Origin of the sequence: Streptomyces sp. 6-11-2 (assembly GCF_006540305.1) — a bacterium.
GTDB lineage: Bacteria > Actinomycetota > Actinomycetes > Streptomycetales > Streptomycetaceae > Streptomyces.
In genome coordinates, this window is record NZ_BJOR01000001.1 from 3198590 (window position 1) to 3213465 (window position 14876).

Annotated in this window: 12 protein-coding genes; 4 read left to right on the forward strand and 8 right to left on the reverse strand. The window is 72.6% G+C overall.

Annotated elements, in window-relative coordinates:
- Positions 1–2 precede the first annotated feature (2 nt).
- The 6 genes from TNCT6_RS13730 to ssd form a co-directional block, all read right to left on the reverse strand.
- Positions 3–413 (reverse strand): TadE family type IV pilus minor pilin, encoded by a 411-nt coding sequence (locus tag TNCT6_RS13730; protein ID WP_373996169.1) that lies wholly within the window; start codon positions 411–413, stop codon positions 3–5.
- Entirely contained in the window at positions 400–591 is a 192-nt protein-coding gene (locus tag TNCT6_RS13735) for a DUF4244 domain-containing protein (protein ID WP_141359645.1), read from the reverse strand. The genes TNCT6_RS13730 and TNCT6_RS13735 overlap by 14 nt, the downstream gene beginning before the upstream one ends.
- 122 nt (positions 592–713) lie before the next feature.
- Positions 714–1481 carry a type II secretion system F family protein gene (locus TNCT6_RS13740; protein WP_141359646.1) on the reverse strand — a complete coding sequence of 256 codons (768 nt, stop codon included), beginning with the start codon at positions 1479–1481 and terminating at the stop codon, positions 714–716.
- A gap of 29 nt (positions 1482–1510) precedes the next feature.
- A complete protein-coding gene (locus TNCT6_RS13745; RefSeq protein ID WP_141359647.1) occupies positions 1511–2386 on the reverse strand; it encodes a type II secretion system F family protein in 876 nt (291 codons plus the stop codon).
- Entirely contained in the window at positions 2379–3560 is a 1182-nt protein-coding gene (locus tag TNCT6_RS13750; RefSeq protein WP_141359648.1) for a TadA family conjugal transfer-associated ATPase, read from the reverse strand. The genes TNCT6_RS13745 and TNCT6_RS13750 overlap by 8 nt, the downstream gene beginning before the upstream one ends.
- A gap of 86 nt (positions 3561–3646) precedes the next feature.
- Positions 3647–4750 (reverse strand): septum site-determining protein Ssd, encoded by a 1104-nt coding sequence (gene ssd, locus TNCT6_RS13755; protein ID WP_141359649.1) that lies wholly within the window; start codon positions 4748–4750, stop codon positions 3647–3649.
- Positions 4751–5331: 581 nt separating this feature from the next.
- On the opposite strand from ssd, the gene TNCT6_RS13760 reads away from it, so the two are divergent.
- Complete coding sequence (locus tag TNCT6_RS13760; protein ID WP_141359650.1) at positions 5332–6165, forward strand: HAD family phosphatase; 834 nt, start codon at positions 5332–5334, stop codon at positions 6163–6165.
- A gap of 370 nt (positions 6166–6535) precedes the next feature.
- Here the strand turns inward: TNCT6_RS13760 and TNCT6_RS13765 are convergent, their stop codons facing one another.
- A complete protein-coding gene (locus tag TNCT6_RS13765) occupies positions 6536–7399 on the reverse strand; it encodes an oxidoreductase (protein ID WP_253266099.1) in 864 nt (287 codons plus the stop codon).
- Between the two features lie 100 nt (positions 7400–7499).
- Here TNCT6_RS13765 and TNCT6_RS13770 point away from each other — a divergent pair, with 100 nt between their 5' ends.
- The gene (locus TNCT6_RS13770; protein ID WP_141359651.1) at positions 7500–8480 is read left to right on the forward strand and encodes an ATP-binding protein; all 981 of its coding nucleotides are present in this window, start codon (positions 7500–7502) and stop codon (positions 8478–8480) included.
- A gap of 6 nt (positions 8481–8486) precedes the next feature.
- Here TNCT6_RS13770 and TNCT6_RS13775 read toward each other — a convergent pair whose 3' ends face one another.
- Positions 8487–9749, reverse strand: coding sequence for a hypothetical protein (locus tag TNCT6_RS13775; protein ID WP_141359652.1), 1263 nt, complete (start codon positions 9747–9749; stop codon positions 8487–8489).
- A gap of 318 nt (positions 9750–10067) precedes the next feature.
- Between TNCT6_RS13775 and TNCT6_RS13780 the strand changes: the two genes are divergently transcribed.
- Together TNCT6_RS13780 and acs are read left to right on the forward strand one after the other, a co-directional pair.
- Entirely contained in the window at positions 10068–12593 is a 2526-nt protein-coding gene (locus tag TNCT6_RS13780; RefSeq protein WP_141359653.1) for a bifunctional SulP family inorganic anion transporter/carbonic anhydrase, read from the forward strand.
- A gap of 130 nt (positions 12594–12723) precedes the next feature.
- Complete coding sequence (acs, locus tag TNCT6_RS13785; RefSeq protein ID WP_141359654.1) at positions 12724–14688, forward strand: acetate--CoA ligase; 1965 nt, start codon at positions 12724–12726, stop codon at positions 14686–14688.
- Positions 14689–14876: the final 188 nt, after the last annotated feature.

Here is a 14876-nt window from a genome sequence, read left to right on the forward strand (position 1 = left end):
CCTCATGTCCCCGTCCCCCGCTCTGCGCGCGTCCCGAGCGTGTCCTCCGCCTCCGCCACGGCCTCCTCCCTCAGCCGGAAGGGCAGGACCCCCAGCCCCGGCGGGTCGGCCACGACGACCACGTGCACGCGGTCTCCCCTGCGGGTCACCGTGACCTCCGCCCCGTGCGGTGCCACGTCCCGGGTCACTCGGGTGACCGCGCCGTCCGGGTCCTGGCGGGCGGCGGCCCGGGCCCCTGCCCGGGCCGCGTCCACGCACTGGATCTGCGCGAGCACGACCAGCAGGACCCAGACCAGCGTCGTCACCACCAGCACCAGCACGGGCAGGACCATGGCCGCCTCCGCCGACACGAACCCCGCGTCGGCGCCTTGCCGTTCGGCCCGGTGCGCCCATGCCCGTTCACATCCGCGCACTGAGCGCTCGCTTCACGATGTTCTGCAACTCCGTCTTGACCTGGCCGCTCGTCACCACCTCGTAGAGCAGTACCGCGAACGCCACCGCCGCGATGATCCCCATCGCGTACTCGGACGTCACCATTCCCGCGTCCCTGCGCGCCAGGGCACGCAGCCGTGCCCGCACCTTTCCGTACATTTCAACCCCCGTAAGGTCTCGGCCTGTTGGTTGGCCGTGTCTGTTGGTTGGCCGTATCTCTTGGTCGGCTGTTGTCCGTTGGTTGTCGACCCGCTGCTCCCGCGTCCGTTCCGCCGGTGCCCTCAGCCACCACCTCCGCTCAGCACTCCGCCCGCGAGGCCGATCAGCACGGGCAGCACGCCCACCGCGACGAAGGCGGGCAGGAAGCACAGCCCCACCGGCGCGGTGACCAGCACGGCCGCGCGGCGTGCCCGGGCCGTCGCGGTACGCGCCCGGTCGGCGCGGACGTCGGCCGCGAGCCGGGCCACCGGTCCGGCGGCGGGAAGGCCCGACTCGTCGGCCCGCTCCAGCAGCCGCGCCAGGGCCGCGGCCTCCGGTATCGAGGCGAGTCCACGCCAGGCGTCGGCCGGCTGCCCGCCGAGCCGCACCTGGGCGGCGCCCCGGGCCAGTGCGTCCCCGACGGGGCCGCCCAGGGCCTCCCCGACGGCCTGGGCGGCGATCACCGGACCGGCACCGGCCGCGATGCAGGCCGCCAGCAGGTCGGCCGCGAGCGGGAGTTGACGGGCGGCTTCGGCCGCGTCGGACTCCGCTTCGGGGCGGCCGGCCGTCCGCCGCCGCCACTGCCACATCCCGGCCGCCCCGGCCAGCCCGAGCGCGAGCCCGGTGAGCCCGCCGACCAGTACCCACCCGGCCCCGACCACACCCACCGCCGGCAGCCACCGCCGCACGGCACCGGCCGCCAGGAGCCGTGAGCGCGAGCGCCATGCCACCTCCGCCGAACGCTCCGGCCCCAGCAGCGCGGCCATCCGCCGCCGCGCGCTCCGCTCCCGGCTCATCGCCTGCAGCCATCTCACCGACAGCCACAGGAGCACCGCCGCCCCCGCGGCCATCCCCAACCTGTGGACAACGACACCCGCGCTCACATCGCCTCCGCCCCTCGCACGATCCGCAGGGCCCACCACAGCCCCGCGCCCTCCAGCACGCCACCGATGACCAGGCAGCCCAGCCCCGCTCCCGTGTGCAGCAGCACCCGCAAGGGATCGGCTCCCATGGCCGTGCCCAGCAGGAGTCCGAGGACCGGCAGGCCGGCGAGCATGACGGCCGTGGCCCTGGCCCCGGACAACTGGGCTCGTATGTCGGCGCGTTGGTCACGCTCCACCCGCAGTGCGCCTTCGAGCCGGTCCAGTCCGGCCGCCAGGCCCGCGCCCTGGTCCACCGCCACCCGCCAGCAGGCCGCGAGGCCGCGCAGGCCCTCGGCGCCCGGCTGCCGGGCCGCCGCGGCGAGCGCCGCGGACACGTCCCCGCCGAACCGGGCCGCCGCCAGCACCGCCGCCTGGGCGTCGCCGAGCCCACCCGAGTCCCGCGCGGCGCACAGCAGCGCCTCGCCCGGCTGCCGCCCGGCCCGCACCTCTCCGGCGAGTGCCCCGCACAGGGCGATCACCGCGTCCGCCCGCCGCTCCTGCCGTCGGCGCGCCGCCCGGGCCAGCCGGGTGCGGCGCAGCAGCGGCACCCCGACCGCCCCCGCGACGACCGGCAGTACCGAGGCGCCCAGCACCGCGAGCACCATCCCGGCGGCCGGCGCCCACCACTCGGCGCGCAACCGCCCTCGAACCTGGGCCAGTCCGCGAAGGACCCGGCCCGAGAGCGGCGGCCCCGTGCCCTGCGGCCCACCGCCGGCGAGCAGCGCCCGCGCCCGCCGCGCCGCGGAGTACCGGCCGCCCAGCAGCCACACGGCCGCCCCGGCACACGCCGCGCCCGCGGCCACGCAGGCCGGGCCCGAGAACCCCTCATCCATCGCGGTCGTCGCCCCCTCTCCCGCTCCCGCTCTCCGTCCGAAGCAGCCCCCGCAGCCGCTCCCACCCCCGCTCCGCCACGAACGCCTCCGCGCCCCAGCGCAGCGCCGGCACGGTCCGCACCAGTCCCGACGCGTCCCGCTCCAGCACGCGCACCTCGGCGATCCGCCGTCGTCCGGAGCGGTCCCGCACGAGGTGCAGCACCACCGACAGCGCGGCCGCCAGCTGGCTGTGCAGCGCCGCCCGGTCGAGCCCACCGGCGGTGCCCAGCGCCTCCAGCCGGGCGGGGACGTCCGCCGCCGCGTTGGCGTGGACCGTGCCGCATCCGCCCTCGTGGCCGGTGTTCAGCGCGGCCAGCAGATGGACCACCTCGCCGCCGCGCACCTCGCCCACGACCAGCCGGTCCGGCCGCATCCGCAGTGCCTGCCGCACCAGGTCCTCGAGGGTGACCAGGCCCGCGCCCTCCTGGTTGGCGGGCCTGGTCTCCAGGCGGACGACGTGCGGATGGTCGGGTCGCAGCTCCGCGGAGTCCTCGGCGAGGACGATCCGCTCGCCGGGCCCGGCCAGCCCGAGCAGCGCGCTGAGCAGCGTGGTCTTGCCGGTTCCGGTCCCCCCGCTGATGAGGAAGGACAACCGGGCCTCGATCAGTGCCCGCAGCACGCGGTCCCCGCCGGGCGGCACCGTGCCCGCCGCGACCAGTTCTTCCAGCGTGAACGCGCGCGGCCGTACGACCCGCAGGGACAGGCAGGTGCAGCCGACGGCGACGGGAGGCAGCACCGCGTGCAGCCGGGTGCCGTCGGGCAGCCGGGCGTCGACCCACGGCCGGGCGTCGTCCAGCCGGCGGCCGGCCACGGCGGCCAGGCGCTGCGCGAGGCGCCGTACGGCCGCCGCGTCGGGGAAGGCGACGGCGGCTCGCTCGAGTCCGCCGCCCCGGTCCACCCACACCCGGTCCGGGGCCGACACGAGGACGTCGGTCACCGACGGATCGGCCAGCAACGGCTCCAGCGGACCGCTGCCGATCAGCTCGGAACGCAACTGCTCGGCCGCACCCAGCACTTCGGCGTCCCCGAGCACGCGGCCCTGTTCGCGCAGGGCCTGCGCGACCCGCGCGGGCGTCGGCTCGGCCCCGCTCTCGGCGAGCCAGCGCCGTACGCCGTCCAGCAGCTCCGCTGGCATCCGGGACCCGTTGGCAGGCGCGGGCTCGCGGAGCACATCCGCCGGGACCGTCCGCGGGTCCGTTCGCAGGTGTTCGGCAACCGTCCTCATGCGGCGGCCGCCTCGATCAGCGCCCGCTCCCAGAAGGCGGTGCAGAAACGGGCGAGCGGTCCGCGCGCCATCGCGCCGGGCGGGGTCCGGCTCTCGCCGGAGCGCCGCAGCGCGGACTCCACGGGCACCTCGCCCGCCAGCGGCAGACCGAGCAGCCGGGCCACCTCGCGGTCGTCGAGCCCGGGCGCGTACGGCCCCCGGACCGCCACCCGCAGATCGCGCAGGACCATGCCGACCGCGGACGCCACCCGTGCCGCGGCCGCCACGGCGCGCAGCTCGGCGGGGACCACGAGCAGGCCGAGGTCGATCTGGGCGAGGGCCTCGGCGACGCCCTCGTCGACGCGGCGGGGCAGATCGACCACCACGGCGCCGCCGCGCCGCCGGGCGGCGGCCAGCACCGCCCGAACGGCCTGCGGCGGGACGGCCACGCAGTCGCCGCGGTCCCAGCTGAGCACGCGCAGCGAGTGCAGTTCGGGCAGCGACTCCTCCAGGGCGCCGCCGCCGACTCTCCCGCGCGAGGCGGCGAACGCCGGCCAGCGCAGCCCCTCGGCCGTCTCCCCGCCCAGCAGGACGTCGAGGCCGCCGCCCAGCGGATCGGCGTCCACGAGCAGGGTGCGCAGGCCTTCCCGCGCGGCGGTGACGGCGAGCGCGCAGGCCAGCGTGGACGCGCCCGCCCCGCCGCGGCCGCCGATGACGCCCACGGTGAGCGCGGGACGGCCGGCGCCCTCGGCGACGTCGGCGATGCGGTCGACCAGCCACTGCTCGCCGTCGGGCAGCACCAGTACGTGATCGGCGCCGATCTCGATGGCGCGCCGCCAGATCCCGGAGTCGTCCTGGTCGCGGCCGACCAGCACCACTCCGCGCCGGCGCGCCGCTCCGCGCACCCGCCGGGCGGCGTCGTCACCGACCAGCACCAGCGGCGCCGCCTCCCAGCCGCCTCTGCGCTGGGGAAGGCCGTGGTGGACCTCGGGTGTGGCGCCGGCCGCGGCGCACAGGCGCAGCAGGTCGTCGAGGAGCCCGGCGTCCTCGGTGACGATCAGCGGTCTGCCCTGGAGTCCTCCGGCATCGGGCGGTGGATCGTGTGTGACGGTTCCGGCCACGGGTGAACCCCCTTCGCTGCTTCTTGCGCGCGGCCCGTGCGGCCCCGCGAATCCCGAACATGAGAAGAACCGGCGACCGGCCTTCCTATGGGCGGCCGATACGAACCGGCCGCACGCGCCCGGACAATCGGAACCGGCCATGAACTCGCCGGAAGCGGTGCGCGTCGGAATCACGGTGCAGTGATCCGGGAAATCGTGTGGATCTTGGTCAAAAACTGTGGACAACTCGATGGCTGTGAATATCACCATCACCCGTACCGGTGACCCCTGTACTGGTTCCCGTACGACTTCCACAGAGCAGCGCTGCGACTACACAACGTGACGGATCATGGAAATCCCTTGAAACCCGCGCGATGCGGCCGATCCGGCTCGGCAACCACGGACAGAAAGGGAGAAACCCACCCGGACATGCGACGACCCCCGCCGGGGGGGAGAGCGGGGGTCGTCTCCACGGCCGACTCGGGGGGGGAGGAGTCGGACCGGGTTGGCACGGTCGCGAACGATCCGTGACTTCCATGGTGTACCCGAGAGCCCTCTCAGGCAAACCCACGCGCCCACCTTACGCCGAATGGGCTGCCCCTATGCTCAGGGGCGTGGAAAACCACTCCTTGCCCCGCACAGCGGCCTTCTTCGATCTGGACAAGACGGTCATTGCGAAGTCGAGCACGCTCACCTTCAGCAAGTCCTTCTACCAAGGCGGACTGATCAACCGCAGGGCCGTGTTGCGAACGGCGTACGCCCAGTTCGTCTTCCTCGCCGGCGGCGCCGACCACGACCAGATGGAGCGCATGCGCGAGTATCTGTCCGCGCTGTGCCGCGGCTGGAACGTGCGGCAGGTCAAGGAGATCGTCGCCGAGACGCTGCACGACCTGATCGACCCGATCATCTACGACGAGGCCGCGTCCCTCGTCGAGGAGCACCACACCGCCGGCCGCGACGTGGTCATCGTGTCCACGTCGGGCGCGGAGGTGGTCGAGCCGATCGGCGAACTGCTCGGCGCGGACCGCGTGGTGGCCACCCGGATGGTGGTGGGGGAGGACGGCTGCTTCACCGGCGAGGTGGAGTACTACGCCTACGGCCCGACCAAGGCGGAGGCGATCCGCGAGCTGGCCGAGTCCGAGGGGTACGACCTCAGCCGCTGCTACGCCTACAGCGACTCGGTGACCGATCTGCCGATGCTGGAGTCGGTCGGGCATCCGCACGCCGTGAACCCGGACCGGGCACTGCGCCGGGAGGCCGTCGCGCGCGCGTGGCCCATTCTCGACTTCCACCGGCCGGTACGGCTCAAGCAACGGCTGCCCGCGTTCTCCGTACCGCCGCGGCCGGCCCTGGTCGCGGCGGCGGCCATAGGCGCGGCGGCGGCCACCGCGGGGCTCGTCTGGTACACGAGCCGGCGCCGGAACTCGCTCGCCTGATCCGCCGCCCTGCCGCCGGAAAATCCCGCGCGGCACTCGCGCGCCCGTTCAGTTCCTGTTTGAACCCGAAAGTAAAGAAGTGCAACCAGGGGTTCCGCTTGCCCCCCGCTTGCAGTACAAAGGATTCGAAGGCCCGCGAGACCAAAGGACATCCGAAAGGATCACCTTTAAAGCTCAATTGGCCCCACGGACCGAGCATGAACACCGAGCACCCACGCGACGTCGACCCGTCGATTACGGGCCAGCCGCACCAGGTGACGGGCAAAGATCCCGACCTGATGGGCGACATATCGAGGACGCTTGGTAACTCGGGGGTCATGCCAGCGGCGGTACGAGTTCTCGTACCGCCGCAACCCTGTTTCCGGGTCCGTCACGCCGCCCCGCGCTGGAGCGCCTCGCACACCGCCGTGGACTCGCGCGCACCCAGTTCAACCGCTCTTGCGCAGTGGGCGATCCAGGCCGCCATGCCCTCCGGGGTGCCGGAGACATAGCCGTCGAGGGCGGCCAGGTAGGCCGCGCGGCCCAGTTCGGCGTGGCCGACCTCGGCGGGGCAGACCGACTTGGGGTCGAGACCGCTGCCGATCAGGACGATGCGCTCGGCCGTCCGGGCGACCAGCCCGTTGTGGGAGACGAAGGGGCGCAGCGCCAGGAGTTCGCCGTGCACCACGGCCGCCGTCACCAGGGCGGGCGCGGAGCTGCCGGCGATGATCAGCTCCGACAGGCCCTCCAGACGTCCGGAGACGTCCGCGGCGCCCGGCGGCGGCAGCTCGATCAGTGGCTCACCAACATCCTCGCCCTCCTGACGCGGCCGTCCGACCGCCCCCTCCTGGCTCGCGGCGGCCACGAGATGCAGCCGGGCCAGCACCCGCAGGGGCGACTGCCGCCAGATGGACAGCAGTTGGCCGGCCTCGGCCGTCAGCCTCAGGGCGGCGCCCACCACCCGCGCCTCGTCGTCGCCGCTGAAGTCGGAGCGCCGGCGCACCTCCTCCAGGGCCCAGTCCGCACCGGACAGCGCCGCGGAGCCGCGCGCACCGCGCAGCGCCGCCTCGGAGGTGATCTCGTTGCTCCGGCGCCGCATGACCCGGTGCCCGTACACGCGGTCCACGGCCTTGCGCACGGACTCCACGGACCCGGCCACACCGGGCAGCGCGCCCAGGGCCGCAAGAGGGTCCTCCCTGCTCGCGCTCGTCCGAGAGCTTGGGGGAGGATCGGCGGCCGCTCCTGTCGTACTCATGAGTACGACCCTACGGGCCCGAGCACCCCGCCCCACGAAGGAGTGGTCTTCTTCACGCACGCCACCACCCAGGGCAACCGGACCGCTACGCTTCGTGAACATGAAAATTGCTTTCGTCGGGAAGGGCGGCAGCGGCAAGACCACTCTGTCCTCCCTGTTCATCCGCCATCTCGCGGCCACCGGCGCGCCCGTCGTCGCGATCGACGCCGACATCAACCAGCACCTGGGGGCCGCGCTCGGCCTGGAGGAGCCGCAGGCCGCCGCACTGCCCGCGATGGGCGACCGGCTGCCGCTGATCAAGGAATACCTGCGCGGCACCAACCCGCGCATCACCTCCACCGAGACGATGATCAAGACGACCCCGCCGGGCGAGGGCTCGCGTCTGCTGCGCCTGTGCGAGGACAACCCGCTCTACGACGCCTGCGCGCACCCCGTGGAACTCGACGGCTGTGCCGCGCGTTTGATGGTCACCGGCCCCTTCACGGACGCCGACCTGGGGGTCGCCTGCTACCACTCCAAGACCGGGGCGGTGGAGCTGTTCCTGAACCACCTGGTGGACAGCCGCGACGAGTACGCCGTGGTCGACATGACGGCGGGCTCGGACTCCTTCGCCTCCGGCATGTTCACCCGCTTCGACATCACGTTCCTCGTCGCCGAGCCGACCCGGAAGGGGGTCTCCGTCTACCGCCAGTACAAGGAGTACGCCCGCGACTACGGGGTCGTCCTGCGCGTCGTCGGCAACAAGGTGCAGGGCCAGGACGACCTCGACTTCCTGCACGCCGAGGTCGGGGACGACCTGCTCGTGACGGTCGGGCACTCCGACTGGGTGCGCGCCATGGAGAAGGGCCGGCCGCCCCGGTTCGAGTTCCTGGAGGACGCCAACCGCCGCGCGCTGCGCCTGCTCCAGGTCGCCGCCGACGCCACGTACGAGCTGCGCGACTGGGATCGCTACACCCGCCAGATGGTGCACTTCCACCTGAAGAACGCCGCCTCGTGGGGAAACGAGCGGACCGGGGCCGACCTCGCGGCGCAGATCGACCCCGGCTTCGTCCTCGGCGAGGGCGTCACCGCCCCGGTGTGAGCACCGCTACGGCTTGGGTGCCCCGGGCACGCCCTTGGGGGCCGGGGCCGGACGGCTCGACAGGAAGGACGCCCAGCCCCGCGCCGGAGCCTCGCCGACCTTGAGGGTCCGCAGCTCGGCGAGGGCCCGCGGGTCCTGGGCGTCCAGCCAGTCAGCCAGCTGACGGAAGGAGACACAGCGCACGTCGGGCTTGTTGCACACCTCCTTCACGACGTCCTCGACGGCGCGCATGTAGGTGCCGCCGTTCCAGGACTCGAAGTGGTTGCCGATCACCAGCGGGGCGCGGTTGCCGTCGTAGGCCCGGTAGAAGCCCTTGAGCAGGCCGTCGCGCATCTGGTTGCCCCAGTGGTCGAACTTGGCGGGGTCGCCCTGGGTCTGCGTGCCGGACTGGTTGACCATGAAGTCGTAGTCCATGGCCAGTTGCTCGAAGGTGTGCCCGGGGAAGGGCACGAGCTGCATGGACAGGTCCCACAGGCCGTCCCTCTTCTTGGGCCACACCTGGTTGTTGACGCCGCTGCTGTCGTAGCGGAAGCCCAGTTGGCTCGCCGCCTTGACGAAGTTCTTCTGGCCCTCCAGGCACGGGGTGCGGCCGCCGATGAGTTCCCTGTCGTAGTCGAAGGGCAGCGAAGCGGTGTTCTTCATGCCGGTGTTGGACTTCCAGGTCTTCACGAACTGCTTGGCCTGGGCGATCTCGCTCTTCCACTCGTCGACCGACCACGTTCCGACTCCGCCGTCGAGGCCGCAGAAATGACCGTTGAAATGCGTGCCGATCTCATTTCCCTCCAGCCACGCCAGACGCGCCTGCCCGACTGTGTCGGCGATGCCCTGCGCGTCGTTGAAGCCGATCTCGGAGCTGCCCGGGGCGTGCTGCGGCGGGCGGTACAGGTCCCGCTTCCCCCGCGGGAGCAGGTGCACGCCGCTGAGGAAGTAGGTCATGGTCGCGTTGTTGGCCTTGGCGACCTCGCGGAAGCGGGAGAACAGCTTCTGGCTGTCCTCCCCCGCCCCGTCCCAGGAGAACACGACGAACTGCGGTGGCTTCTCACCGGCCTTGAGCCGCTCCGGCCTGAGCAGGTGCGGCTGCGTCCCGGTGTACGCGGTGGAGCCGTCGCCGATCAGGCGGACGATGTGTCCCGGCAGTTGCGGACCCTTCCGAGGGGCGCCGGGCGCACCCCGCCTCGGCGCCTCGGGGCCGCTCGCGCAACCGGCGAGCGACGAGGCGCAGACCGCGGCGACGGCGACGCCCACGGCGATCCTCCGGGTGGTGGCCATGTTCCGCCCACCTTCTTCCTTCTCTCGTCCAACGCCGAGACGGCGTGTGCTGGCGACGTGCCGGACGGGCCGACAGCGCCGTCAAGATCGCATGGACCGGAAAAGGAATTAGCATGACAAGCCGATAAAAAGCCCGCTTCACTCGACGAGGTGATTTGCTGCCCCATTCGAGTTGACAATCGAGGTGTGGCCTTTACGCGGCATTACGATCGCTTTACTCGGCATTGATCCGCCGTTCCCATCAAGTCCCGCTGAGTCAGCCGAAAGTCGAGTCAGTCGAGAGTTCCGCGACCGTGCCACCCCGAGGAGACGGGAAACATGCCGGCCTGCGTCCCCGCCCACACCGCGAAGTCCGCCCGCACAGAGCGTTCCCACCCACCCCACAGCCCGCCCCGGCGACCGCGCCGCTTCCACCTCGCGGGCGCCGACCTGTCGGCCTCCGTCGCGGTCTTCCTGATCGCCCTGCCCCTCTCCCTCGGTATCGCCCTGGCCACCGGCGCCCCGCTGCGGGCCGGCCTCGTGGCCGCCGCGGTGGGCGGACTCGTCGCCGGACGGCTCGGCGGCTCACCGCTTCAGGTAAGCGGCCCGGCCGCCGGACTCACCGTCGTCACCGCCGATCTGATCCAGCGCTACGGATGGCGTACGACCTGCGCCGTCACCGTTCTCGCCGGTCTCGCCCAACTCGCCCTCGGCTGCCTGCGCGTGGCCCGCGGCGCGCTCGCCGTCAGCCCCGCCGTCGTACACGGCATGCTCGCCGGGATCGGGGTGACCATCGCCGTCGCCCAGGTGCACATCGTCCTCGGCGGCAGCCCGCAGAGCTCCGTGCTCGACAACCTCCGTGCCCTGCCTGCCCAGTTGACCGGTCTCGACCCGGCGGCCCTCGCCGTGAGCGCGCTGACGCTGACGGTGCTGCTGACCTGGCCGCGCCTGCCCGGGCGGGCGGGGCGCCTGCTGGGCAAGGTGCCGGCCGCGCTCGTCGCCGTCGCCGCGGCCACCGCCGTCGCCTCCCTCACCGGGCTGGTGCTGCCCAGGGTCGATCTGCCGTCCTGGCGCAGCCACGCCCTGGCCGGACTGCCCCAGGGGCCGGCGCTCGGGCTCGTCGCCGCGGTGCTCGGCACCACGCTGGTGTGCAGTGTGCAGTCGCTGCTCGGCGCGGTCGCCGTGGACAAACTGGTCGCGGGCCGCGCCGGACCGGCCACCCGGGTCGGCCGCTCGGACCTGGACCGGGAACTGCTCGGCCAGGGCGCCGCCAACGTCGTCTCCGGCGCGCTCGGCGGCCTGCCGGTCGCCGGGGTGGCCGTGCGCAGCACGGCGAATGTGCGCGCGGGTGCCGTGAGCCGGAACTCCACGATGCTGCACGGCGTTCTCGTAGTGATCGCCGCGCTGCTGATGGTCCCGGCACTGGAGTTCGTCCCGCTCGCCTCGCTCGCCGCCCTGGTGATGGCCGTCGGCATCCAGATGGTGTCCCCGCACCACATCCGCACGGTGACCCGCCACCAGGAGGTGCCGGTGTACGCCGCCACCGCCCTCGGAGTTGCGGTCCTCGGCGTCCTCCAGGGCGTGGCCCTCGGCATCGCCGTCGCCGTCACCGTCGCCCTGCGCCGCCTCACCCGCACCCGCATCACGCACGAGGAGCGGAAAGGAGTCCATCACGTACATGTACGAGGGCAGTTGACGTTCCTCGCGGTGCCGCGGCTCAGCCGGGCCCTGCACCTCGTGCCGCCGGGAGCCGCCGCGGTCGTCCGGCTGGACGGCTCGTTCATGGATCACGCGGCGTACGAGTCGCTTCAGGACTGGCAGCGGACGCACACCGCGCAGGGCGGCTCGGTCGAACTCACCGGCCGTCGCGCCGGGGTCCGCATCGCCGAGCCCGCCGCGCCGGACGGCGTCCGGTGCGGCTGCAGGCCCTGGACGCCCTGGCGCAACCACCAGTGCGGGAGCACGGCACCGGCACCCGGCGACCGCGGCCACCGGCTGGCGCACGGCATCCGCGCGTTCCAGCACAGCACCGCACCCCGGGTGCGCGAGGAACTGGCGCGGCTGGCGCGGGAGGGGCAGCGCCCGTCCCAACTCTTCCTGACCTGCGCCGACTCGCGACTGGTCACGTCGATGATCACTTCCAGTGGTCCCGGCGACCTCTTCGTCGTGCGGAACGTGGGCAACCTCGTGCCGCCGCCCGGACAGGGCGAGGACGACTCGGTGGCGGCGGCCGTGGAGTACGCGGTGGACGTGCTCGGGGTCCGCTCCATCACGGTGTGCGGCCACTCCGGGTGCGGGGCCATGCAGGCACTCCTCGCCTCGGGCCCTGACCTCGCCTCAGGCACCGGCTCCACCTCCGGCTCCGGCTCCACCTCCACCTCCGGCTCCGACTCCGGCTCCGGCTCCGGCTCCGGCTCCGGCTCCGGCTCCGGCTCCGGCTCCGGCTCCGGCTCCGGCTCCGGCTCCGGCTCCGGCTCCGGCCAGATCCGTACGCCGCTCGGACGGTGGCTGCGGCACGGGTTGCCCAGTCTGGAGCGGATGGCGGACGACGGCCGCCGCGACCTCCGGCCGGCCGGGCGGCCGCCCGCCGACGCGGTCGAGCGGCTCTGTCTCACCAACGTGGTACAGCAGTTGGAGCACCTGCGCGCCCACGACTCGGTGGCCCGCGCCCTGCGGGAGGGGACGCTGGAACTGCACGGGATGTACTTTCATGTGGGCGAGGCCGAGGCGTACCTGCTCACGGGGGCGGACGGCGAGGAGACCTTCACCCGGGTCTCAGCGACGGAGACTCCGCAGACGGCGGCGCCACCCCTCACCTTGAGCGACGCATCGGACACTCCGAGCGAGAAAGCGTTCCAGGAGTGAACCTCCAGGGATCGTGGTGCGTGACCCGTGAATGAGCGGGTGTCAGGATGGGAGGGGTTGACCGACACCCTGGGGCCCTCGGAGAATCGGGCACATTGATTGGTCTAAACCACTGGGACGGTGTGCGACGATGGCAGACAACGAGCGTTCTTCACTCTCCAACCTCCTGAAGGAGGAGCGACGTTTCGCGCCGCCCGCCGACCTGGCTGCGAACGCCAACGTCACGGCGGACGCGTACGAGCAGGCCAAGGCCGACAGGCTGGGATTCTGGGCCGAGCAGGCCCGCCGGCTGACCTGGGCCGTGGAGCCGACCGAGACGCTCGACTGGTCGAACCCGCCGTTCGCCAAGTGGTTCAAGGACGGCACGCTCAACGTGGCGTACAACTGCGTCGACCGGCACGTGGAGGCCGGGCACGGCGACCGCGTCGCGATCCACTTCGAGGGTGAGCCCGGCGACCACCGCGCCCTCACCTACGCCGAGCTCAAGGACGAGGTGTCCAGGGCCGCGAACGCACTGCTCGAACTCGGCGTCCGGAAGGGCGACCGGGTCGCGATCTACATGCCGATGATCCCGGAGACCGCGGTCGCGATGCTGGCCTGCGCCAGGATCGGTGCCACGCACTCGGTGGTCTTCGGCGGCTTCTCCGCGGACGCGCTCGCCACCCGCATCCAGGACGCCGACGCCAGGGTCGTCATCACCTCCGACGGCGGTTACCGGCGCGGCAAGCCGTCCGCGCTCAAGCCGGCCGTCGACGAGGCGGTCGAGCGCGTGGACAACGTCGACCACGTGGTCGTGGTCCGCCGCACCGGCCAGGAGGTCGCCTGGACCGAGGGCCGGGACCTGTGGTGGCACGAGATCGTCGACCGGCAGTCCGCCGAGCACACGCCGGAGGCGTTCGAGGCGGAGCACCCGCTGTTCATCCTCTACACCTCGGGCACGACGGGGAAGCCGAAGGGCATCCTGCACACCTCCGGCGGCTACCTCACGCAGGTGGCGTACACGCACTGGGCGGTCTTCGACCTCAAGCCGGAGACCGACGTGTTCTGGTGCACCGCCGACGTCGGCTGGGTCACCGGGCATTCGTACATCGTGTACGGGCCGCTGGCCAACGGCGCGACGCAGGTGATGTACGAGGGCACGCCGGACACCCCGCACCAGGGCCGCTTCTGGGAGATCGTGCAGAAGTACGGCGTGACGATCCTCTACACGGCACCGACCGCGATCCGTACGTTCATGAAGTGGGGCGACGACATCCCCGCGAAGTTCGACCTGTCCTCCCTGCGGATCCTCGGCTCGGTCGGCGAGCCGATCAACCCGGAGGCGTGGATCTGGTACCGCAAGAACATCGGCGGCGACCGCACCCCGGTCGTCGACACCTGGTGGCAGACGGAGACCGGCGGAATCATGATCTCCCCGCTGCCGGGCGTGACCGCCGCCAAGCCCGGATCGGCCCAGCGGCCGCTGCCCGGCATCTCCGCCACCGTGGTGGACGACGAGGCGAACGAGGTGTCCAACGGCGGCGGTGGCTACCTGGTGCTCACCGAGCCGTGGCCGTCGATGCTGCGCACCATCTGGGGCGACGACCAGCGCTTCATCGACACCTACTGGTCGCGGTTCGAGGGCCGGTACTTCGCCGGTGACGGCGCCAAGAAGGACGACGACGGCGACATCTGGCTGCTCGGCCGCGTCGACGACGTGATGCTCGTGTCCGGGCACAACATCTCCACCACCGAGGTCGAGTCCGCCCTCGTCTCCCACCCGTCGGTCGCCGAGGCGGCCGTGGTCGGCGCGGCGGACGAGACGACCGGACAGGCGATCGTCGCGTTCGTGATCCTGCGCGGCGCGGTCACCGAGACCGAGACCCTGGTCGGCGAGTTGCGCAACCACGTCGGCTCGACGCTCGGCCCGATCGCCAAGCCCAAGCGGATCCTGCCGGTGGCGGAGCTGCCGAAGACCCGCTCCGGGAAGATCATGCGGCGCCTGCTGCGCGACGTGGCGGAGAACCGGCAGCTCGGAGACGTCACGACGCTGACCGACTCCACCGTCATGGACCTCATCCAGGCCAAGCTCCCCACGTCGCCCGGCGAGGACTGAGCGGGGAACGCCCGGAAGGCGGGCGAGGACTGAGTACGGCGTCAAGGGGCACTCGGCGGGACAGCGCCGGGTGCCCCTTCCGCATCCCCGCATCCCCGCATCCGCGGAAAGACGCCGGACCGACTCGGCCGCCTTGGGTAGGGTGGGCGGGACACCACAACAGAAAACGACCCTCAGGTGCGCCGGGA

Coding starts and splice junctions, on each gene's coding strand:
- TNCT6_RS13735 (WP_141359645.1), bottom strand. CDS start 591: ATGTACGGAAAGGTGCGGGCACGGCTGCGTGCCCTGGCGCGCAGGGAC.
- TNCT6_RS13740 (WP_141359646.1), bottom strand. CDS start 1,481: ATGGCCGCGGGGGCGGCGGTGCTCCTGTGGCTGTCGGTGAGATGGCTG.
- TNCT6_RS13745 (WP_141359647.1), bottom strand. CDS start 2,386: ATGGATGAGGGGTTCTCGGGCCCGGCCTGCGTGGCCGCGGGCGCGGCG.
- TNCT6_RS13750 (WP_141359648.1), bottom strand. CDS start 3,560: ATGCCAGCGGAGCTGCTGGACGGCGTACGGCGCTGGCTCGCCGAGAGC.
- TNCT6_RS13760 (WP_141359650.1), top strand. CDS start 5,332: ATGCTCAGGGGCGTGGAAAACCACTCCTTGCCCCGCACAGCGGCCTTC.
- TNCT6_RS13765 (WP_253266099.1), bottom strand. CDS start 7,399: ATGAGTACGACAGGAGCGGCCGCCGATCCTCCCCCAAGCTCTCGGACG.
- TNCT6_RS13770 (WP_141359651.1), top strand. CDS start 7,500: ATGAAAATTGCTTTCGTCGGGAAGGGCGGCAGCGGCAAGACCACTCTG.
- TNCT6_RS13775 (WP_141359652.1), bottom strand. CDS start 9,749: ATGGCCACCACCCGGAGGATCGCCGTGGGCGTCGCCGTCGCCGCGGTC.
- TNCT6_RS13780 (WP_141359653.1), top strand. CDS start 10,068: ATGCCGGCCTGCGTCCCCGCCCACACCGCGAAGTCCGCCCGCACAGAG.
- acs (WP_141359654.1), top strand. CDS start 12,724: ATGGCAGACAACGAGCGTTCTTCACTCTCCAACCTCCTGAAGGAGGAG.